Below are 21962 nucleotides of genomic sequence, written 5' to 3'. Positions count from 1 at the left end.
GATATTTATATCTTTATAATTCATCGTTGAAAGTGGCCCCGATGAACGTGAATCCGACCTTCTGTTTGACGCGAGCTGAGGGCTGTGAAATAACTTCCGAATATAATGTTCTGGCGCCTTGCTGCTGTAAATATCGCGCTAATTCTCTGACCGCTGCGGTTCCTGCTCCTCTCACAGTTCCGTCTCTATCGGGTGATAATACAAAATTAGGAAATGTCGCTGATGCCACCAGTTCAACCTCATTTCTACTATTGAACCTGTCTGCGACAATTATCGTGACAATTTGTCCTCGTAATTTGACGACCACATATATTTCCCCTGGACGATGAATGAGTAATCTACGGTGAATAATACCGGTAACCACATTTCCAGCATGTAGAAGTTTACTGAGCGAAGTATTTGTATCGCTCGCACTGGCCGCGCTAGCTTCGCTAATATGAGGGCCTTGATACTCTTGACCCCATTGAGCAATGGTATCACTGAGTTTTTTTCGCATAGTCCGTGTATTGGCAATTTCGATATCCGAAAGTCTTTCCTCCTCCTCGGGGGAGAGTGTGGGGAGTATTTCTACTTCAAATTCTAATTCGGGGTGTTCTACTGTAGTGCCTTGTTCTATAATCACGGGGGGCGTTGGGGTATAGATAAAGGTATCGAGTAATAATTCATAAATACCAAGTGGTAGTAATTCTACTGCGGATGGTTCTTCACTGGATGAATAGTAAATACTATAATTAATATAGTTCAATTGTGCATAGTCAAATGCACTTTTAGCTTGTTGGATTGAGTTATTAGGGCTTTTTTCTATTATTGTGTCTCTGATGTTTTTAATTAATCGGCTTTCTAATTCCGGGTTTTGTGTTGCAGTTCCTGTGCTTCCTGTTCTAATGATTGAATCAATCACTCTGCCGAAAAAAACAGAATTCCAGGTCTCTAAACTATTGCCAAATAATAATGTGAAGTCAGTCATGATATCTAACGTCCAGTCTATACAAGCAGGTCTTACTTGCCGTGGTTGGCGTGAATTCAGAATGGAATAGATAGAGGCGTTGCAAGCTTTTGCCGTGGCTGGTAGGCTAAGCGATTGGTTATGAAGAGTATTGTCGATATGGGTTAGGGTCATATTATTACTCATGTTATCAGCTGTTTTCTCTCCTATGACAGTTGTGTTTTTGAGTGGCATACTATTTCCGGCAATATGTAATGTTTTTCCTTTTGTATTACTGTGGAAGAATTTATCGGCGCTGAATACAATGCTGTCAAACTGTTGGCACTTGTCTTGTGTAAGATAATTATAAATATTTAGAAAAGGAGTGAAAATACAGATGGTTTTACTTATTTGTGTTAAGTCTCTTTTTTCCCAATATTTATCACCGGCATCTGCAGTAAGTATTGATTTTTCGAGGATTAATGGCTTGTCTTTATTGAAGTTGGTTAGTGTTATTTCTGGGGATTTACTGATCTCGCTACTCCAACTAAAAGAGATAATGGGGGATATTTCCACTACGTTATATTTCAATGTTTGAATGAATTGAGTTTGTACCGTGTCTTTTTGTATTTGTATAATAAAGGATAGATTGTCGCTTTGTTTATAACGATCAAAAATAAATTTATCGGTCATTTTATGGTCAGAAAATATAACTCGGCTCCGATTTAAAGTAATGCTTGGCCCGTTAAATAACTCAAGAGTATATTTATCGTTCTCTCCAAAATCGGTCGTGTTAAAAACAAGGAGTACTTGTTTGTTTTTTAAACGAATATCATCCCAGTACTCACCAAAAGCATCAATAAGATTAATTTTATAGTTGTCAATAATAATACATTGTTGATTGCAGATAAGTCCTTTGTCTTGTGATACTTTAATGCTAGTAATCGCATTATTCATTCCTAATGCTTTTAAACTATCATTAGTCATGTTCTCAGTTAGTGCAAAAAAAGGAGGATGGAAATTATCATTCTCATATACTGTCGCAATCATTCCACGAGGGACTGTTATTGATCTAATACTGTCATTATGAATAGGTAATACTTCTCGGCCAGACTCAATGAAGAATTCAATATCGTGATATAAATCTATTTGTTGGTTTGATGCTAAACAAATACTGTCTCCTTCAAACTTTTCTTGGGTATAAAAACAAATGGCCGGTGCTATTTTGTATGATTTTATTGTGTTATATAGCCCAGATGATTTTAATTCCTGCAGATTAATATCATTCTTTAATATCGTTTTTTTTCCAGAAAAATCCACGCTATCATAAAGAGTCACAACCATACCCGGAGGGATAGAGATTGACTCTATTTCATTATTAAAATCATCATTGTAAACTGAGTCTGATTCACTTTCCGCAGAGCAAAATGATTCTCCGCCAAAATCAGCTAGTTCGTAAAAACAAACTTTAGCGTTATGTGAATAGGCAGATTGAGATATTATTAATACAATGACTGTTAATAGTTTCATAACTATTATCATAGGCCAACCCTTAATTTTAATATGCTACATTATCGATAGGGTTTCGATGTTATATGATGTGTTTTTTCTTCACATTATTTATTTTTATTGTTCTATTTTATTATTTTGTCGCGTTATTTTTAATAAGATAATTTATTTTTTTAGACGTGGTAAATAGGCATAAAAAAACACCCTGAATATGAATGTTCAGGGTGTCATTAAATATAAGTTTTCTTAGTGAACTGTAATTAAGCTACAGATTGTACGTGTACAGTAGTCTGGTTTGGTTCACCAATTGGTAGTACCGTACGGCCATATTGTTCGTTTAAGACTTCCGCCATTGCCAGGTAAATGGCGCTGGCGCCGCAGATAATGCCTTCGAAGCCGGCGAAAACCAGTAGCGAATGGTTACCGGTGAAGTTACCGACCGCCAACAGAGCAAACAGGAGCGTCAGGCTACCGAAAACAAACTGTAAAGCGCGGTTAGCGGGTAAGGTACCGAAGAACATAAACAGTGTGAAGATACCCCATAAGCCTAAATAAACGCCGAGGAACTGTGCGTCAGTGGCTTCTGCCAGACCCATTTTGGGTAGCATCAGCAAACCGACCAGGCTCAGCCAAAATGCACCATATGAGGTAAATGCGGTTGCAGCAAAAGTATTGCCTTTCTTATACTCCAGCATGCCTGCCAGAATTTGTGCCAAACCGCCATAAAAAATCCCCATACTCAAAATAACAGAGGTTAGGGGGAAGAAGCCTGCGTTGTGCAGGTTAAGCAAGACGGTAGTCATCCCAAAACCCATCAGGCCTAATGGGCCAGGATTCGCCAACTTGGTGGTGTTCATAAGTCCTCTGCAAGTAACAGAATGCTAAAAAAAATGGATAATTATCCGAATAAGTATAAATCGCCTGAATGACCAAAAAGTCGTCGATATCCCTCAGTGCGCGCGGCATCATAATGATCCGCGCGGTTGGAAACAATGATCTGGAGGGTAATAAAAAGTAATTTTTTTTCATCTCCCCCCTTGATGCTGCGTTTCGTGGCCCCATCTTATTTCCAACCGCAGGGACTAATTACTATTCAGTGGAGACATACATCAGCAGAATGCTGGGTATGAAAGCATTGATTATGAAAATACGGGCAGTTGAAAATAAACAATTCGCCCACATATAGATTAGTAACTTGACCGAATATGACTTTTTAGTGGAGGCGTTTTAGATGGGTAAAATTATTGGTATCGACTTGGGTACTACCAACTCTTGTGTAGCAATTATGGATGGTACTAAAGCACGTGTGCTGGAAAACAGCGAAGGCGACCGCACCACGCCTTCTATCATTGCTTATACCCAAGATGGTGAGATTCTGGTTGGTCAACCGGCTAAACGTCAGGCTATTACTAACCCGCAAAATACACTGTTTGCGATCAAACGTTTGATTGGCCGCCGTTTCCAGGACGAAGAAGCACAGCGTGATAAAGACATCATGCCGTACAAAATTATCGCAGCAGATAATGGTGACGCGTGGGTTGAAGTAAAAGGCCAGAAAGTTGCACCACCGCAGATTTCTGCTGAAGTGCTGAAGAAAATGAAGAAAACGGCTGAAGATTTTCTGGGTGAACCCGTTACTGAAGCGGTTATCACTGTACCTGCATACTTTAACGATGCTCAGCGTCAGGCAACTAAAGATGCTGGCCGTATCGCAGGTCTGGAAGTAAAACGTATCATCAACGAACCAACAGCCGCAGCATTGGCTTATGGTCTGGACAAAGAAGTCGGTAACCGTACTATCGCGGTTTATGACCTCGGTGGTGGTACTTTCGATATCTCAATTATCGAAATCGATGAAGTCGACGGCGAAAAAACCTTTGAAGTTCTGGCAACCAACGGTGATACCCACCTGGGTGGTGAAGACTTCGATAGCCGCCTGATCAATTATCTGGTTGATGAATTCAAGAAAGACCAGGGTATGGATCTGCGTACCGATCCACTGGCCATGCAGCGCCTGAAAGAAGCAGCTGAAAAAGCAAAAATCGAGCTGTCTTCAGCTCAACAGACCGACGTTAACCTGCCGTACATCACGGCTGATGGTAGCGGTCCAAAACATATGAACATCAAAGTGACTCGCGCTAAATTGGAGTCACTGGTCGAAGATTTGGTAAACCGTTCTATTGAACCACTGAAAGTGGCTCTGCAGGATGCTGGCTTGTCTGTTTCCGATATCCAGGACGTTATCTTGGTCGGTGGTCAGACTCGTATGCCAATGGTTCAGAAAAAAGTTGCTGATTTCTTCGGTAAAGAACCACGTAAAGACGTTAACCCAGATGAAGCTGTAGCGATTGGTGCGGCAGTGCAGGGTGGTGTTCTGTCTGGTGAAGTGAAAGACGTTCTGTTGTTGGACGTGACTCCACTGTCACTGGGTATTGAAACCATGGGTGGTGTGATGACTCCGCTTATCACCAAAAACACCACTATCCCAACTAAGCACAGCCAAGTGTTCTCTACTGCGGAAGACAATCAATCTGCGGTAACCATTCATGTGCTTCAGGGTGAGCGTAAACGTGCTCAGGATAACAAGTCTCTGGGTCAGTTCAATCTGGATGGTATCCAGGCGGCACCTCGCGGCATGGCGCAAATCGAAGTGACCTTCGATATCGACGCCGATGGTATTTTGCATGTGTCTGCTAAAGACAAAAATACCGGTCGTGAGCAGAAGATTACCATCAAGGCATCTTCTGGTTTGAACGAGGAAGAAATCCAGAAAATGGTTCGCGATGCTGAAGCTAACGCTGAAGCAGACCGTAAGTTTGAAGAGTTAGTACAGACTCGTAACCAAGCTGACCACCTGATTCACGGTACTCGTAAACAGTTGGAAGAAGCTGGCGACAAACTGCCAGCAGAAGACAAAACTGTCATCGAAGATGCAGTGAAAGCGCTGGAAGCGGCTTTGAAAAGCGAAGATAAAGCTGAGATCGAAGCCAAAACTCAGGCTCTGGTGCAAGTTTCTGGTAAATTACTGGAAATGGCTCAGCAGCAGCAAGCGGCCGCAGGCGGTGATGCTGGTGATACCAGTGCTAAGAAAGAAGACGACGTTGTAGACGCCGAATTCGAAGAAGTAAAAGACAAAAAATAATAGCCCTTAAGCGGGCACTGCAACAGTAGGCCTTACTGTTGCTGGAAACCAGCACGGGCGTCGAGGAAACTCTACGCCCGTGCACGCATGTTAAGGGTAGGAAAAAAAGAGAATGGCGAAGAGAGATTATTACGAGGTTTTAGGCGTCACAAAGGGCGCCGATGAACGTGAAATCAAAAAGGCCTATAAACGCCTGGCAGTAAAGTATCATCCGGACCGTAATCAGGATGAGAACGATACCGGCGAAAATTTCAAAGAAGTTAAAGAAGCCTATGAAATTTTGACCGACCCACAAAAACGCGCAGCCTATGATCAATATGGTCATGCAGCCTTTGAACAAGGTGGCATGGGCGGCGGTGGTTTTGGTGGTGGCGGTGCTGATTTTAGTGACATTTTTGGTGATGTTTTCGGTGATATCTTCGGCGGTGGCCGTCGTCAGCGAGCTTCCCGTGGTTCAGATTTGCGCTACAACATGGATCTGACACTGGAAGAAGCGGTGCGCGGTGTAACCAAAGAAATTCGTATCCCAACGCTAAATGAATGTGATGTCTGCCATGGTAGCGGTGCTAAGCCGGGCAGCTCACCGGTGACGTGTTCGACTTGCCGTGGTGCAGGTCAGGTGCATATGCGCCAAGGTTTCTTCACCGTGCAGCAGGCGTGTCCGACTTGTCATGGCAGCGGCCAAATCATTAAAGATCCGTGCAACAAATGTCATGGACATGGCCGCGTTGAGAAATCAAAAACACTGTCGGTTAAAATTCCGGCGGGTGTTGATACCGGTGATCGCATTCGCTTAAATGGTGAAGGTGAAGCAGGCGAACACGGCGCACCAGCAGGCGACTTATATGTTCAGGTGCAGGTTAAAGCGCACCCAATTTTCGAACGTGAAGGCAATAATCTGTATTGTGAAGTGCCAATTAACTTCGCTATGGCGGCCTTAGGCGGCGAGATTGAAGTCCCAACGTTGGATGGTCGCGTTAAGCTGAAAGTGCCTGCAGAAACGCAAACCGGCAAACTGTTCCGTATGCGTGGGAAAGGGGTTAAATCTGTTCGTGGTGGTAGCCAAGGCGACTTACTCTGCCGGGTTGTGGTTGAGACTCCAGTCCACCTAAGTGAAAAACAGAAACAATTACTGCGCGAACTGGAAGAAAGTTTTGTTGGCGCTGCGGGTGAAAAAAACAGCCCTCGCTCTAAAAGCTTCTTAGACGGTGTTAAGAAATTCTTTGATGACTTGACCCGCTAATCATGGCTTAGCAGTTAACCTGCTAATAAAGATGAAAATTAAAAATCCTCGATAAGTATCGGGGATTTTTTTTCATCATCTGGTATAGAAATATGTGATGCAGATGTCGAATTGATCGGTTTTTCCGAGTATTTATTGCTATAAAAACGACTTTTTTCGAGTTAAGGGTTATCCTAAAATTCATGAATTGATTTGTCGAGCAGCAGCTCATTGTCTGATGTAAGGAGCTATTCATTGTGACAAACATTATTCGTCAATTTTTACGCCAAGAGGCGGCGGGTGGTCTGATTTTAATTTTTGCCGCTATCGTCGCCTTATTTATGGCTAACAGCCCGCTCCACGGGGCTTATCAATCATTTTTAGATGTCCCGGTATCGGTAAAAATTGCGTCACTGGATATCAGTAAGCCGCTGCTGTTGTGGATTAATGATGGCTTAATGGCGATATTCTTCTTGGTTGTGGGCTTGGAAGTTAAACGGGAGCTGATGGAAGGCTCACTGGCGGGGCGCGATAAAGCCGTTTTTCCTGCGATTGCTGCTTTGGGCGGTATGCTCGCTCCGGCCTTGATTTATCTGCTGTTTAATGGGGCTGATGAAGTGACTCGCCAAGGTTGGGCAATTCCAGCAGCAACCGATATTGCTTTTGCATTGGGAGTGATGGCATTACTGGGGAACCGGGTTCCAACCAGCCTAAAAGTCTTTTTACTGGCATTGGCCATTATTGATGACTTGGGCGTTATCATTATTATTGCATTGTTCTATACCCATGAGGTTTCACTGCAAGCTCTGGGTATTGCTGCTGCCGCTATTGCTTTGCTGGGCTATATGAACTGGCGTGGGGTAGGGAAAACATCCGCCTATCTGCTGGTTGGATTGGTTCTGTGGGTCTGTATTCTTAAATCAGGGGTGCATGCGACCTTAGCTGGGGTGATTGTCGGCTTTATGATCCCGCTGCATACCAAAGATAAACGCTCGCCTTCGGAATCACTGGAACATGGTTTGCACCCGTGGGTTGCCTATTTGATTTTGCCGTTATTTGCCTTTGCCAATGCAGGCGTTTCGTTGCAAGGCGTTTCAATCGCTGGATTGACGTCACTATTGCCTTTGGGGATTGCGAGCGGCCTGTTTATTGGTAAGCCACTGGGGATTTTTCTCTTTAGTTGGCTCGCGGTTAAGTTAGGGATTGCTAAACTGCCGGATGCTATCAACTTTAAGCAAATTTTTGCGGTGTCAGTGTTATGTGGTATCGGCTTTACTATGTCGATATTTATTGCATCGCTGGCATTTGATGGTGCTGAAGTTGCTTTGCTTACCTATTCTAAGTTGGGCATATTATTCGGCTCCACCACTGCCGCTATTGTGGGTTATAGCTTGTTGCGTCTGGCTTTGCCGGCAAAGAAAAAATAACTCATTGATTAATATTCGAATGGCCAGTACCGCTCATCAAGGTACTGGCGTTCTACCTGATGGATTTCTAGGCTTACGGTTTGTGAAGTCTCAGAACAGGGAACGTTTAGTCGTGCATGGGGCTAGCTGGCTCGCCGATATGTTAAGGAGATAACAACATGCGAATGTCGCACATCAATTTCAATCATCTTTATTATTTTTGGCAGGTTTGTAAGGAAGGCTCCGTCGTGGGTGCGGCTGAGGCTTTATTTTTGACGCCACAAACGATTACCGGGCAAATTAAAGCATTGGAAGAACGTCTGGGCGGTAAATTATTTAAGCGCCAGGGGCGCGGGCTGGTGCCATCAGAATTGGGGCAATTGGTCTTTCGCTATGCCGATAAGATGTTCATGCTCAGCCACGAAATGATTGATATTGTTAACTATCGTAAAGAATCTAACTTGTTATTTGATGTTGGCGTTGCCGATGCATTATCTAAGCGCTTAGTTAGCCAGGTGCTGGAAACTGCTGTGGTGGATCATGAAAAAATTCATTTACGTTGCTTTGAATCGACCCACGAAATGCTGCTAGAGCAGTTAAGTCAGCATAAGTTGGACATGATTCTGTCTGATTGCCCGGTAGATTCCAGTCAGCAAGAAGGGCTATTTTCGGTGAAGCTTGGCGAATGTAGCGTGAGTTTTTATTGTCGCCAGCCCATCCCAGATTTGCCTTTCCCCGCGTGTTTGCAGCAAAAACGTTTATTAGTGCCCGGCCGCCGTTCAATGTTGGGGCGTAAATTATTAAATTGGATTAACAGCAAAGGGCTACAGGTGGAGATCTTGGGGGAATTTGATGATGCGGCGTTGATGAAGGCTTTTGCTATTTATAACAATGCCATTTTTGTTGCACCCACCCTGTATGCCGCAGATACCTATGCCAAAGATGACGAAATTGTAGAAATTGGCCGTTTAGATAATGTGCAGGAAGAGTATTACGTTATTTTTGCCGAGCGCATGATCCAACATCCTGCGGTACAGCGGGTATGTAACAAGGATTTTTCCGCACTGTTTAGCGGTTAAACCTATTGATCCAAATCGTAAGTGGTATAGCTATCAGCTCTTCGTGACCAGCATTAGCTTGCGATTCGATGAGTCAGCCAAATTTTAGATATAAAAAAACCGGCCTAGGCCGGTCTTTTTACGAAGCAGCCAACGTAATACAATTACTGCATTGCGTTGATTTGCGCTACTAAGTTTGACTTATGGCGCGCTGCTTTGTTTTTGTGGATCAGACCTTTACAGGACTGACGATCCACGATTGGTTGCATCTCATTAAATGCTTTTTGCGCTGCGTCTTTATCGCCAGCTGCGATTGCCGCATACACCTTCTTAATGAAGGTACGCACCATTGAGCGACGGCTAGCGTTATGCTTGCGGCGTTTCTCAGACTGTACGGCGCGTTTCTTAGCTGATTTGATATTAGCCAAGGTCCAACTCCCAAATATATTCTATTGAGGACAATTCAAAGGCCGAGGAATATGCCCTTTTAGCCTTCGTTTGTCAATGGATTTGTGCAAATAAGCGCCGTTTGTACGGGCGGCACTTGCTACGTTGTGATGGAGCGGGATTTTACCAGCTTCGCGCTGCGGAATACAGTCTTTCGAAAGAAAATTCCACAGTTCACTGCCTCGAAGGGATTCGACGGTGGTTCTTGTAAAAATCTCAGCCTGCTTCTGTATTCGACGGCGTGCGTATTCTACAGGATAAAGTGAGTAAAAGGGATTTTACCTGCACGATTTTAGCAAAATGATGTGACTTTCGGTTAAAGGTGCCAATCGCGGGTTAACCTTAACCGCGGTACAAGGTATAATCCGGCGATTTCCACTGTTTTGAGCCAGCTATGGAGCTAATTCGCGGTATACATAATATCCGGGCACGCCACCATGGTTGCGTGCTAACTATCGGTAACTTTGATGGTGTCCATCGCGGACATCAGGCCTTATTGGAGCAGTTAAAGCGCGAAGGTCAGCGCTTGGGGCTGCCCGTTATGGTGATGATATTTGAACCGCAACCACTGGAATTGTTTGCAGCGGATAAAGCACCGGCTCGACTAACGCGTTTACGCGATAAAGCCAGATATCTGGCCGAGGCCGGTGTTGACTATTTATTGTGCGTTAAATTTGATCCGCGTTTTGCAGCTATTACTGCGCAAGCTTTCGTTGCTAAGTTGCTGGTAGAGAAGTTGGGTGTTAAGTTTTTAACTGTTGGCGATGATTTCCGCTTTGGCGCAGAGCGCCAGGGGGATTTTCAGCTATTACAGCAAGCGGGTGCTGAGTTTGGGTTTGATGTCATCAGCACAGACAGCTTTTGTGATGGTGGTCTGCGCATTAGCAGCACCGCGATTCGTCAGGCGCTTCATGACGACGATTTGGTGTTGGCTGAGACACTGCTGGGTCACCCATACAGTATTTCTGGCCGAGTGGTTCACGGTGACGAACTGGGGCGGACGATAGGTTTCCCCACGGCAAATTTGCCGTTAAAACGTTTAGTTGCTCCCGTAAAAGGAGTGTATGCGGTTGATGTATATGGCTTAGGTCCAAAGCCATTGCCCGGTGTGGCCAATATTGGCACTCGACCTACCGTTGCTGGTGTCCGCCAGCAGCTAGAGGTTCATCTGCTTGATATAACTATGGATCTTTATGGGCGTCATATTGATGTGGTGCTCCGCGCGAAACTGCGCAACGAACAGCGTTTTGCTTCGCTCGATGCTTTGAAGCAGCAAATCGCCCATGATGTGGTGACGGCCCGAACATTTTTCGGGCTAAAGACACCGGTTTAATATTTCTAGCCGAAACGGAACCGAGAATCTAATGAGTGACTACAAGAATACCCTGAATTTGCCTGAAACAGGGTTCCCGATGCGCGGCGATCTGGCTAAGCGTGAACCTGACATGCTGAAACGTTGGTATGAGCAGGATCTGTATGGGATTATTCGTACGGCCAAGAAGGGTAAAAAGACCTTTATTTTGCACGACGGCCCTCCTTATGCGAACGGCAACATTCACATTGGTCACTCTGTTAACAAAATTCTCAAAGATATTATTGTTAAATCAAAAGGAATGGCTGGCTACGACTCACCTTATATTCCAGGTTGGGACTGCCACGGTTTGCCGATCGAACTAAAAGTTGAGCAATTAATTGGTAAGCCGGGTGAAAAAGTCAGCGCCGCGGAGTTCCGTGCTGCATGCCGTAAATACGCCGCTGAGCAGGTCGAAGGTCAGAAGAAAGACTTCATCCGTTTAGGTGTGTTGGGCGATTGGGACCATCCTTACCTGACGATGGATTTCAAAACTGAAGCCAATATCATTCGCGCACTAAGTAAAATAATTGATAACGGCCATCTGCACAAAGGCGCGAAGCCAGTGCATTGGTGTACAGACTGCGGTTCGTCACTGGCTGAAGCCGAAGTTGAATATTACGATAAAACCTCACCTTCCATTGATGTGCGCTTTAACGCCGTCGATGTTGCGGCGGTGAGTGCAAAATTTGGCGCAAGCCATGTTGCTGGTGAAAATAAGGCTAACGGCCCGATTTCACTGGTTATTTGGACCACAACGCCGTGGACTTTGCCAGCAAACCGCGCCATTTCACTGAATGCTGAATACATCTATCAGCTGGTGCAGGTCGACGGCGAATGCTTGATTCTGGCAGAAGATCTGGTTGAGAGCGTCATGAAGCGCGCTGGTATTGCGGAATGGACGGTATTGGGCAGTTGCAAAGGTTCTGACCTGGAGCTACTGCGCTTCAATCATCCGTTTATGGGCTTTGATGTACCTGCAATCTTGGGCGATCACGTCACACTGGATGCCGGTACTGGTGCAGTTCATACCGCACCTGGCCACGGCCCGGATGACTTTGTTATTGGTCAGAAATACGGTTTGGAAGTGGCTAATCCGGTCGGCCCGAACGGCTGCTATTTGGCAGGGACTTACCCAACACTGGACGGCATGTTTGTCTTTAAAGCCAATGATGTGATTGTTGAGTTGCTGCGCGAAAAAGGCGCACTGCTGAAAGTTGAAAAGCTGGTTCACAGCTACCCATGCTGCTGGCGTCACAAAACGCCGATTATCTTCCGTGCTACACCGCAATGGTTCATCAGCATGGATCAAAAAGGTCTGCGCAAGCAGTCGCTGGAAGAGATAAAAGGCGTGCAGTGGATCCCTGAGTGGGGCCAGGCGCGCATTGAAACCATGGTTGCAAACCGCCCAGACTGGTGTATTTCGCGTCAGCGTACTTGGGGTGTGCCGATGTCTCTGTTTGTCCATAAAGAGACCGAGGCGCTTCATCCGCGCAGCACTGAACTGATGGAAGAAGTAGCCAAGCGTGTTGAGCAAGAGGGCATTCAAGCATGGTGGGATCTAGACCCTGCTGAGATCTTAGGTGCCGATGCTGCTGATTACGTCAAAGTGCCAGACACATTGGATGTATGGTTCGATTCCGGCTCAACTCACTCTTCTGTGGTTGACGTGCGCCCTGAGTTTGGCGGTCATAGCCCGGATATGTATCTGGAAGGTTCTGACCAACACCGCGGCTGGTTTATGTCTTCACTGATGATTGCGACTGCGATAAAAGGCAAAGCGCCTTATCGTCAAGTGTTGACTCATGGATTCACCGTTGATGGTCAAGGGCGTAAAATGTCCAAATCCATCGGTAATACCATCAGCCCGCAAGATGTCATGAACAAACTGGGTGGCGACATCCTGCGGTTGTGGGTGGCCTCCACCGATTACACCGGCGAAATCGCGGTTTCTGATGAAATCCTGAAGCGCTCTGCGGACTCTTACCGCCGTATCCGTAACACTGCGCGCTTCTTGCTGGCTAACCTTAATGGCTTTGACCCAGCATTGCATCAGGTGGCTCCAGAAGAAATGGTCGTGGTAGACCGTTGGGCTGTAGGTCGTGCACAGGCTGCGCAAGCCGAGATCATGGAAGCGTACGACAATTACGATTTCCACTTAGTCGTGCAGCGCTTGATGCAGTTCTGTTCGGTAGAAATGGGCTCTTTCTACCTCGATATCATTAAAGACCGTCAATACACCGCCAAAGGCGACAGTGTTGCCCGTCGTAGCTGCCAGACCGCGCTGTTCCATATTGCAGAAGCATTGGTTCGCTGGATGGCCCCAATTATGTCATTCACCGCGGATGAAATTTGGAACCAGTTGCCGGGTGAGCGCCCACAGTATGTCTTCACTGAAGAGTGGTATGAGGGTCTGTTCGGGTTGGCGGGTGATGAGAGTATGAACGATACTTTCTGGGCCGAGCTGTTAAAAGTCCGTGGCGAAGTGAATAAGGTGCTGGAGCAAGCGCGTAGCGATAAACGTATCGGGGGTTCGCTGGAAGCCGCTGTAACTCTGTTTGCTACGCCTGAACTGGCTTCACGCCTGAACAGCTTGCAAGATGAGCTGCGTTTTGTGTTGCTGACGTCTGCGGCGAAAGTGGCAGATTATGCCGATGCCGGTGATGATGCGCAGCAAAGCGAGCTGATTTCTGGGCTGAAAATAACCTTTAATAAAGCTGACGGTGAGAAGTGCCCGCGTTGCTGGCATTACACTCAAGATGTCGGTTTGGTGGCGGAACATGCTGAATTGTGCGGCCGCTGTGTCACTAACGTTGCCGGAGACGGTGAAGAGCGTAAATACGCCTGATGAGTAAACCTATTTGTTCGACCGGATTGCGCTGGTTATGGCTGGCTGTACTGGTGGTGATTGTGGATCTCGGTAGCAAACAGTGGGTCATGACCCACTTTGCGCTGTATGAGTCCGTGCCACTGATTCCTTTTTTCAACCTGACTTACGCGCAGAATTTTGGCGCGGCATTTAGCTTCCTTGCGGATAAAAGCGGTTGGCAGCGTTGGTTCTTTGCGGGGATAGCTATCGGTATTTCAGTCCTATTGATGGTGATGATGTACCGGTCTACGGCCAAGCAACGTCTGTTAAATTGTGCTTATGCCCTGATTATCGGTGGGGCATTAGGTAATTTATTTGATCGCATGGTACATGGTGCGGTGATCGATTTTATCGATTTCCACGTCAATAACTGGCATTTCCCGACATTTAACTTTGCTGATACCGCCATCTGTATCGGTGCTGCGCTGGTTATCTTTGAAGGCTTCTTAAGCCCGGCGGAAAAAACCGCGATGAATAAAGGGGAGTGATATGTCCGAACAGGTAGACGGTCATCAAGTAGCAGACCATGTTGTACAAGACAAGAGTGCGGTATTGGTGCATTTCACTCTCAAACTGGAAGATGGTTCAACGGCAGAATCTACCCATATTCACGGGAAGCCCGCGCTATTTCGCTTAGGCGATAACAGCTTAAGCGATGCGCTGGAGCAACAGTTGATTGGTTTGAAAGTGGGCGATAAACACACTTTTACTTTGCAACCTGAAGATGCATTTGGTTTGGAAAGTCCTGATTTGATTCAGTACTTTACGCAGCGTGATTTTGCGCAAACTGGCATACCGGATGCGGGCACTATTATGCTGTTTACCTCCCGAGATGGCAGTGAAATGCCGGGCGTAGTACGGGAAGTGGCAGAAGAGTCCATTACTGTTGATTTTAATCACCCGTTGGCAGGGCATGTCGTCAGCTTTGATATTGAAGTACTGGAGATTGACCCCCAACAGGAGGCTATGCATGCAGATATTGCTGGCTAATCCACGCGGCTTTTGTGCCGGAGTTGATCGGGCTATCAGTATTGTTGAACGCGCGATCGAGATGTATGGCGCGCCAATCTATGTGCGCCATGAAGTGGTGCACAACCGCTATGTGGTTGATAGTCTGCGCGAGCGCGGGGCTATTTTTATTGAGAATATCTCTGAGGTGCCTGATGGTTCCATTTTGATTTTCTCGGCTCATGGCGTGTCACAGGCTGTTCGTGCCGAGGCTCGCGCGCGCGAATTGACGATGCTGTTTGATGCAACCTGTCCATTGGTGACTAAAGTTCATATGGAAGTTGCTCGTGCCAGTCGCAAAGGGAAAGAAGCTATCCTGATAGGCCATGCTGGCCATCCGGAAGTGGAAGGAACGATGGGCCAATATAACAACCCGAAAGGGGGGATGTATTTGGTCGAGTCACCTGATGATGTTTGGAAGCTGAATGTTAAAGACGAGAATAACCTCTGCTTTATGACCCAAACTACCTTGTCAGTTGATGATACTTCCGCAGTGATTGATGCTTTGCGCCAGCGTTTCCCGAAGATTATCGGCCCACGTAAAGATGATATCTGCTATGCCACAACCAACCGACAAGAAGCGGTACGGAATCTGGCGAATGATGCGGATGTGGTTTTGGTGGTGGGGTCGAAAAACTCTTCCAATTCGAACCGCTTGGCTGAGCTGGCGCAGCGCATGGGGAAATCGGCCTATCTGATTGATTCTGCGGCTGATATCCAAGAGTCCTGGCTACAGAATGCGGCCTGTATTGGTGTGACGGCTGGCGCTTCGGCACCGGATATTCTGGTTCAGCAAGTCATCGCGCGCTTGAAAGCTCTCGGTGCCGATGGGTCTGTTGAACTGCGTGGTCGTGAAGAAAGTATCATTTTTGAAGTTCCCAAAGAATTACGTGTTGAGGTTAAGCAGGTCGACTGATCTCCAGCGCGCATTCGTAGGTCTATCAAGCAGCCCTAAGTGGCTGCTTTTTTACGGGTGTAATTCACCATAACTGCATGAATATGCGAAATAACCGTATTATGCCTGATGAACCGTTATTGTACTGACTCCGTTTGGATTGCACATTGAGCTACCTATACATGCTCACGGCGAGAGGGTTAGCAAATGTTATGTAAGGAATTAAGTGGTTTCACTGATAAAAGCGGCCGTATATCATTTTTTTCTAATACAGATTAAATAGGCTGGCAGAGTGCATGGCGGGCGGCTAATCTGAACCCTTGTCAGGGTAGATGACACAATATTGGGAGAACTCATGACTGATTCAACAATTCGTATCGCCGTTGTTGGCGCGGGTGGCCGTATGGGCCGGCAGCTTATCCAGGCTATTACACAGACGAAAGGTGTTGTGCTGGGCGCTGCTGTAGAGCGCGCGGGCTCCACCCTGGTGGGAAGTGATGCGGGTGAGCTGGCTGGAACAGGATTGCTAAATATCACGGTAAGTGATGATTTATCCAAGGTAATTGATAATTTTGATGTGTTGATCGACTTTACCCGCCCAGAGGGCACTCTGGAACATTTGGCTATTTGCCACATGCATCGTAAGGCTATGGTCATTGGGACCACCGGTTTTGATGATGCCGGTAAAGCCGCCATCAGTGCTGCGTCATCTGACATTGGCATTGTGTTCGCCGCTAACTTTAGTGTTGGGGTCAATGTGGTGCTTAAGCTGCTTGAAAAGGCCGCCAAAGTCATGGGCGATTACACCGATATCGAAATTATTGAAGCGCATCACCGCTATAAAGTGGATGCGCCGTCAGGTACCGCGTTGGCCATGGGAGAGGCGATAGCTGAATCCTTGGGGCGCTCATTGAAAGATTGTGCGGTTTATAGCCGCGAAGGCCACACAGGGGAGCGAAAGCCCGGCACTATCGGCTTTGCTACTGTGCGCGCGGGTGACATTGTGGGCGAGCATACAGCGATGTTTGCTGATATCGGTGAGCGAGTAGAAATCACACATAAAGCCACCAGTCGCATGACTTTTGCCAATGGGGCGGTTAAGTCTGCTATTTGGGTCTGTGAGCGTGATAATGGTTTGTTTGATATGCGCGATGTACTGAATTTGAACGAACTTTAACAGTGTAAAGCACAACCCGTGATGTGGTTGTTTCTATCATAACTATATGATAACAGGGCAATATTTTATTGTCCTTTTTTATTTTGTTGTTTTATTTTGTATTTATATTAGTTTTTTATAGATAACTTGTATTTTGTGGTGTTTTCTCGCTGTTTTTTGTCTTTTTTCCTCTGTATTAAATGATAATACTCACTTTCAGTGTGCCACAACGATTTTTTCCAGTCACTTACCCTCGCAACCGTTTACTATGTTAAGTTAGCATGTGTTTTTGCCGCTATAATCCACTCATTTTAATGAAAACGGTAAAAAACAGAGAAAAAATGGCACTTTGGCTAGACAAAAGCGTCACTCATCATTAAAATGCGCCCAATTTGCCAAAAATTGGCTCTGAGGGCGGTTTTTGCATTGATTTAGATCGCTAGATGTGAATTAATATGCAAATAATGTGACTGTTTATTCCCTGGAGGATGTTTTGATTAAGTCAGCGCTATTGGTTCTCGAAGACGGAACCCAATTTCACGGTCGGGCCATCGGGGCAGAAGGTACGGCAGTGGGGGAAGTGGTCTTCAATACGTCGATGACCGGTTATCAAGAAATCCTTACTGATCCTTCCTACTCCCGCCAGATCGTCACTCTTACTTATCCTCATATCGGCAATGTCGGCACCAATGCCTCCGATGAAGAATCCTCCGCAGTACACGCCCAAGGTCTGGTTATTCGCGACCTGCCATTGATTGCCAGCAACTACCGTAATGAAGAAGGCTTAGCTGATTATCTCAAGCGCCACAACATTGTTGCGATTGCAGATATCGATACGCGCAAGCTGACACGGTTGCTGCGCGAGAAGGGCGCACAGAACGGCTGCATTATTGTGGGTGACTTATCTGATGCTGCGCTGGCGCTGGAAAAAGCTAAAGCATTCCCCGGGTTGAAGGGAATGGATCTGGCCAAAGAAGTCACCACCAAAGAAGCTTATCACTGGTTGCAAGGCAGCTGGACTCTGGAAGGTGATTTACCTGCGGCGAAGCAAGCGGAAGACCTGCCATTCCATGTGGTGGCTTACGACTACGGGGTAAAACGCAATATTCTGCGCATGTTGGTAGACCGAGGTTGCCGCCTGACAGTGGTTCCGGCCCAGACTCCAGCGGAAGAGGTTCTAAAGCTCAATCCAGATGGCATTTTCTTGTCTAATGGCCCAGGGGATCCAGAGCCATGCGATTATGCCATCGCGGCGATTAAACGCTTCCTGGAAACCGATATTCCGGTGTTTGGCATCTGTTTAGGTCATCAACTGCTGGCACTGGCGAGCGGCGCGAAAACCGTCAAAATGAAATTTGGTCACCACGGTGGCAACCATCCAGTGAAAGATTTGGATGCTGATTGTGTGATGATCACCGCGCAGAACCACGGTTTTGCGGTTGATGAAACCACATTGCCATCCAACTTGCGCACGACGCACGTTTCTTTATTCGATGGTTCCCTGCAAGGGATTCACCGTACCGATAAAGCAGCGTTCAGTTTCCAGGGTCACCCGGAAGCCAGCCCTGGGCCGCATGATGCCGCCCCGCTGTTTGATCACTTTATCGAGCTGATTGAAGCTTACCGTGCGACCGCTAGCCACACTCACAAATAATCAGGAGCGTCAAACCATGCCAAAACGTACAGATATAAAAAGCATCCTGATTCTGGGCGCAGGCCCGATTGTTATCGGCCAGGCCTGTGAGTTTGACTACTCCGGCGCTCAGGCTTGTAAGGCACTGCGTGAAGAGGGTTACCGCGTTATTCTGGTGAACTCTAACCCAGCCACTATCATGACTGACCCAGAAATGGCCGATGCCACTTATATCGAGCCGATTCACTGGGAAGTGGTGCGCAAAATCATTGAAAAAGAGCGCCCAGACGCAGTATTGCCGACTATGGGCGGCCAAACCGCACTGAACTGCGCATTAGAATTAGAGCGTCAGGGGGTTCTGGCTGAATTCGGTGTCACCATGATTGGTGCTACTGCTGATGCTATCGATAAAGCTGAAGACCGCCGTCGCTTTGATATCGCGATGAAGAAAATTGGTCTGGATACCGCCCGTTCAGGTATCGCGCACAATATGGAAGAAGCACTGGCTGTTGCGGCTGACGTCGGCTTTCCGTGCATTATCCGCCCCTCCTTTACCATGGGCGGCACCGGTGGCGGTATCGCGTATAACCGCGAAGAGTTTGAAGAAATTTGCGAGCGCGGCCTGGATTTATCGCCAACCAAAGAGTTGCTGATTGATGAGTCACTGATTGGCTGGAAAGAGTATGAGATGGAAGTTGTCCGCGATAAAAACGACAACTGCATCATCGTCTGCTCCATTGAAAACTTCGATGCCATGGGCATTCACACCGGTGACTCCATCACTGTTGCCCCGGCGCAGACTCTGACAGACAAAGAATATCAAATCATGCGTAACGCCTCGATGGCGGTATTGCGTGAAATCGGCGTAGAGACCGGCGGCTCTAATGTGCAATTCTCGGTGAACCCGAAGAATGGCCGTTTGATCGTGATTGAAATGAACCCGCGCGTGTCGCGCTCCTCTGCGCTGGCCTCTAAAGCCACCGGCTTCCCAATCGCTAAGATTGCCGCCAAGCTGGCAGTGGGCTATACGCTGGATGAGTTGATGAATGACATCACTGGTGGCCGCACGCCGGCTTCCTTCGAGCCATCCATCGACTATGTTGTCACTAAAATCCCGCGCTTTAACTTCGAAAAATTTGCTGGCGCTAATGACCGCCTGACCACGCAGATGAAATCTGTGGGTGAAGTGATGGCCATTGGCCGCACGCTACAGGAATCACTGCAAAAAGCATTACGCGGTCTGGAAGTCGGCGTGACCGGTTTTGATCCTAAAGTCAGTCTCGATGATCCTGAAGCCCTGACTAAGATCCGTCGTGAATTGAAAGAAGCCGGTTGTGATCGCATCTGGTATATCGCCGATGCCTTCCGCGCCGGTATGTCGGTTGATGGTGTTTTCAACCTGACTAACGTCGACCGCTGGTTCCTGGTGCAGATTGAAGAGCTGGTGCGCCTGGAAGAAAATGTGGCGGAATGCGGTATCAATGGCCTGAATGCTGAGTATATGCGCCAGTTGAAACGCAAAGGCTTTGCCGATGCCCGTTTGGCGAAATTGGTTGGCGCGGCGGAAAGCGAAGTGCGCAAATTACGTTATAAGCACGGATTGCACCCAGTTTATAAGCGCGTAGATACCTGTGCGGCAGAATTCTCTACTGACACCGCTTATATGTACTCGACCTACGAGGAAGAGTGCGAATCTAACCCTACCAGCGATCGCCCGAAAGTGATGGTGCTGGGTGGTGGCCCGAACCGTATCGGCCAGGGGATTGAATTCGACTATTGCTGTGTACACGCATCACTGGCGCTGCGTGAAGACGGTTATGAAACCATCATGGTGAACTGCAACCCTGAAACGGTTTCGACTGACTACGACACCTCTGACCGCCTCTATTTTGAGTCAGTGACACTGGAAGACGTGCTGGAAATCGTCCGCATCGAGAAGCCGCAGGGTGTTATCGTGCAATACGGTGGCCAGACTCCACTGAAATTAGCCCGTGAGTTGGAAGCTGCCGGTGTGCCCATTATCGGCACCAGCCCGGATGCTATCGACCGCGCCGAAGACCGTGAACGTTTCCAGCAGGCGGTCAATCGTCTGGGCTTGAAGCAACCGGCTAACGCCACAGTAGCGACGATTGAACAGGCTGTTGAGAAAGCCGCGGGGCTGGGTTATCCACTGGTGGTGCGCCCATCTTATGTATTGGGTGGCCGCGCAATGGAAATTGTTTATGACGAAGTTGACCTGCGCCGTTACTTCCAAAATGCGGTGAGTGTGTCAAATGATGCGCCGGTGTTGCTCGACCGCTTCCTTGATGACGCGGTAGAAGTGGATGTGGATGCCATTTGTGACGGTGAGCGCGTGTTAATCGGCGGCATTATGGAGCACATCGAGCAAGCAGGGGTTCACTCCGGTGACTCAGCATGTTCATTGCCAGCTTACACCCTGAGCAAGGAAATTCAGGATGTTATGCGCCAGCAAGTGGAAAAACTGGCCTTTGAGCTGTGTGTTCGCGGCTTGATGAACGTGCAGTTTGCGGTGAAGAATAACGAAGTTTATCTGATTGAAGTTAACCCACGCGCTGCGCGTACCGTGCCATTCGTCTCTAAAGCGACCGGCATGCCATTAGCAAAAATTGCCGCCCGTGTGATGGTGGGGCAGACATTGGCCGAACAAGGGGTTCTGGAAGAAATTATTCCGCCTTACTACTCGGTCAAAGAAGTGGTGCTGCCATTCAACAAATTCCCCGGTGTTGACCCGATTTTAGGGCCAGAAATGCGCTCTACCGGTGAAGTCATGGGGGTTGGCCGTACCTTCGCCGAAGCTTTCTCTAAAGCTATGCTGGGCAGTCAGTCTGGCATGAAAAAGAGTGGCCGTGCGCTGTTATCCGTGCGCGAGGGGGATAAGCATCGGGTGGTTGATTTAGCGGCGAAGCTGCTGAAACAGGGCTTTGAACTGGATGCTACTCACGGTACTGCGGTGGTGCTGGGTGAGGCGGGGATCAATCCACGCTTGGTCAACAAGGTGCATGAAGGCCGTCCGCATATTCAGGACCGTATTAAGAATGGCGAATACACTTATATCGTGAATACCACGGCCGGACGTCAGGCGATTGAAGATTCCAAGCTGATCCGCCGCAGTGCTTTGCAATACAAAGTGCATTACGACACGACCTTGAATGGCGGCTTCGCGACGGCAATGGCGCTGAATGCTGACCCAACCGAGCAAGTGATTTCAGTACAAGAAATGCACGCTAAAATTAAGAATATGAAAGGTTAATTTTGGCGGTAAATAGTAGGGCGATGGAGACATCGCCCTTTTTTATGCTCGCTATTTAGCGAATGACGGC

At 47.3% G+C, this 21962-nt stretch carries 15 protein-coding genes; 12 read left to right on the top strand and 3 right to left on the bottom strand.

From position 1 onward, the window contains the following. Positions 1–13: 13 nt before the first annotated feature. Together DX162_RS02855 and satP are read right to left on the bottom strand one after the other, a co-directional pair. On the bottom strand, positions 14–2467 hold the full coding sequence (locus tag DX162_RS02855; protein WP_098080992.1) for a GNAT family N-acetyltransferase: 2454 nt from the start codon (positions 2465–2467) through the stop codon (positions 14–16). Between the two features lie 227 nt (positions 2468–2694). Then, entirely contained in the window at positions 2695–3291 is a 597-nt protein-coding gene (gene satP / locus DX162_RS02850) for an acetate uptake transporter (protein WP_004392412.1), read from the bottom strand. Between the two features lie 374 nt (positions 3292–3665). On the opposite strand from satP, the gene dnaK reads away from it, so the two are divergent. From dnaK to nhaR, 4 genes are all read left to right on the top strand, one after another. Continuing rightward, on the top strand, positions 3666–5576 hold the full coding sequence (gene dnaK / locus DX162_RS02845) for a molecular chaperone DnaK (RefSeq protein ID WP_004392413.1): 1911 nt from the start codon (positions 3666–3668) through the stop codon (positions 5574–5576). 112 nt (positions 5577–5688) lie between these two features. Next, complete coding sequence (gene dnaJ, locus DX162_RS02840) at positions 5689–6819, top strand: molecular chaperone DnaJ (protein ID WP_004392414.1); 1131 nt, start codon at positions 5689–5691, stop codon at positions 6817–6819. A gap of 236 nt (positions 6820–7055) precedes the next feature. Next, a complete protein-coding gene (gene nhaA / locus DX162_RS02835; protein ID WP_004392415.1) occupies positions 7056–8225 on the top strand; it encodes a Na+/H+ antiporter NhaA in 1170 nt (389 codons plus the stop codon). A 158-nt stretch (positions 8226–8383) separates the two neighbouring features. After that, on the top strand, positions 8384–9283 hold the full coding sequence (gene nhaR, locus DX162_RS02830) for a transcriptional activator NhaR (protein ID WP_032820781.1): 900 nt from the start codon (positions 8384–8386) through the stop codon (positions 9281–9283). 143 nt (positions 9284–9426) lie between these two features. On the opposite strand, the gene rpsT is transcribed toward nhaR, so the two are convergent. After that, a complete protein-coding gene (gene rpsT / locus DX162_RS02825) occupies positions 9427–9690 on the bottom strand; it encodes a 30S ribosomal protein S20 (RefSeq protein ID WP_002220715.1) in 264 nt (87 codons plus the stop codon). Positions 9691–10103: 413 nt separating this feature from the next. On the opposite strand from rpsT, the gene ribF reads away from it, so the two are divergent. From ribF to carB, 8 genes are all read left to right on the top strand, one after another. Then, positions 10104–11042, top strand: a complete 939-nt coding sequence (gene ribF / locus DX162_RS02810) for a bifunctional riboflavin kinase/FAD synthetase (RefSeq protein WP_032820782.1) — start codon at positions 10104–10106, stop codon at positions 11040–11042. Positions 11043–11073: 31 nt separating this feature from the next. Continuing rightward, entirely contained in the window at positions 11074–13908 is a 2835-nt protein-coding gene (gene ileS / locus DX162_RS02805) for an isoleucine--tRNA ligase (protein WP_004392419.1), read from the top strand. Then, on the top strand, positions 13908–14417 hold the full coding sequence (lspA, locus tag DX162_RS02800; protein WP_032820783.1) for a signal peptidase II: 510 nt from the start codon (positions 13908–13910) through the stop codon (positions 14415–14417). The genes ileS and lspA overlap by 1 nt, the downstream gene beginning before the upstream one ends. Position 14418: 1 nt before the next feature. After that, positions 14419–14919, top strand: a complete 501-nt coding sequence (gene fkpB, locus DX162_RS02795) for an FKBP-type peptidyl-prolyl cis-trans isomerase (protein ID WP_004392420.1) — start codon at positions 14419–14421, stop codon at positions 14917–14919. Further along, a complete protein-coding gene (gene ispH / locus DX162_RS02790; protein ID WP_032820785.1) occupies positions 14900–15853 on the top strand; it encodes a 4-hydroxy-3-methylbut-2-enyl diphosphate reductase in 954 nt (317 codons plus the stop codon). Before fkpB ends, ispH begins: the two co-directional genes overlap by 20 nt. A gap of 334 nt (positions 15854–16187) precedes the next feature. Then, positions 16188–17009: a 4-hydroxy-tetrahydrodipicolinate reductase gene (gene dapB, locus DX162_RS02785; protein ID WP_004392423.1), complete on the top strand. Its 822-nt coding sequence runs from the start codon at positions 16188–16190 to the stop codon at positions 17007–17009. Positions 17010–17481: 472 nt separating this feature from the next. Next, a complete protein-coding gene (gene carA / locus DX162_RS02780) occupies positions 17482–18642 on the top strand; it encodes a glutamine-hydrolyzing carbamoyl-phosphate synthase small subunit (RefSeq protein WP_032820787.1) in 1161 nt (386 codons plus the stop codon). 16 nt (positions 18643–18658) lie between these two features. Further along, positions 18659–21892, top strand: a complete 3234-nt coding sequence (carB, locus tag DX162_RS02775; RefSeq protein ID WP_004392425.1) for a carbamoyl-phosphate synthase large subunit — start codon at positions 18659–18661, stop codon at positions 21890–21892. Positions 21893–21962: the final 70 nt, after the last annotated feature.

This window comes from Yersinia kristensenii, assembly GCF_900460525.1.
GTDB classification, from domain to species: domain Bacteria; phylum Pseudomonadota; class Gammaproteobacteria; order Enterobacterales; family Enterobacteriaceae; genus Yersinia; species Yersinia kristensenii.
This window is presented reverse-complemented; position numbering and strand designations above follow the sequence as displayed.

Excerpts from the sequence above, each read along its gene's own strand:
- DX162_RS02855 (WP_098080992.1), bottom strand. The coding sequence starts at position 2,467 with ATGATAATAGTTATGAAACTATTAACAGTCATTGTATTAATAATATCT.
- satP (WP_004392412.1), bottom strand. The coding sequence starts at position 3,291 with ATGAACACCACCAAGTTGGCGAATCCTGGCCCATTAGGCCTGATGGGT.
- dnaK (WP_004392413.1), top strand. The coding sequence starts at position 3,666 with ATGGGTAAAATTATTGGTATCGACTTGGGTACTACCAACTCTTGTGTA.
- dnaJ (WP_004392414.1), top strand. The coding sequence starts at position 5,689 with ATGGCGAAGAGAGATTATTACGAGGTTTTAGGCGTCACAAAGGGCGCC.
- nhaR (WP_032820781.1), top strand. The coding sequence starts at position 8,384 with ATGCGAATGTCGCACATCAATTTCAATCATCTTTATTATTTTTGGCAG.
- ribF (WP_032820782.1), top strand. The coding sequence starts at position 10,104 with ATGGAGCTAATTCGCGGTATACATAATATCCGGGCACGCCACCATGGT.
- ileS (WP_004392419.1), top strand. The coding sequence starts at position 11,074 with ATGAGTGACTACAAGAATACCCTGAATTTGCCTGAAACAGGGTTCCCG.
- lspA (WP_032820783.1), top strand. The coding sequence starts at position 13,908 with ATGAGTAAACCTATTTGTTCGACCGGATTGCGCTGGTTATGGCTGGCT.
- fkpB (WP_004392420.1), top strand. The coding sequence starts at position 14,419 with ATGTCCGAACAGGTAGACGGTCATCAAGTAGCAGACCATGTTGTACAA.
- ispH (WP_032820785.1), top strand. The coding sequence starts at position 14,900 with ATGCAGATATTGCTGGCTAATCCACGCGGCTTTTGTGCCGGAGTTGAT.
- dapB (WP_004392423.1), top strand. The coding sequence starts at position 16,188 with ATGACTGATTCAACAATTCGTATCGCCGTTGTTGGCGCGGGTGGCCGT.
- carB (WP_004392425.1), top strand. The coding sequence starts at position 18,659 with ATGCCAAAACGTACAGATATAAAAAGCATCCTGATTCTGGGCGCAGGC.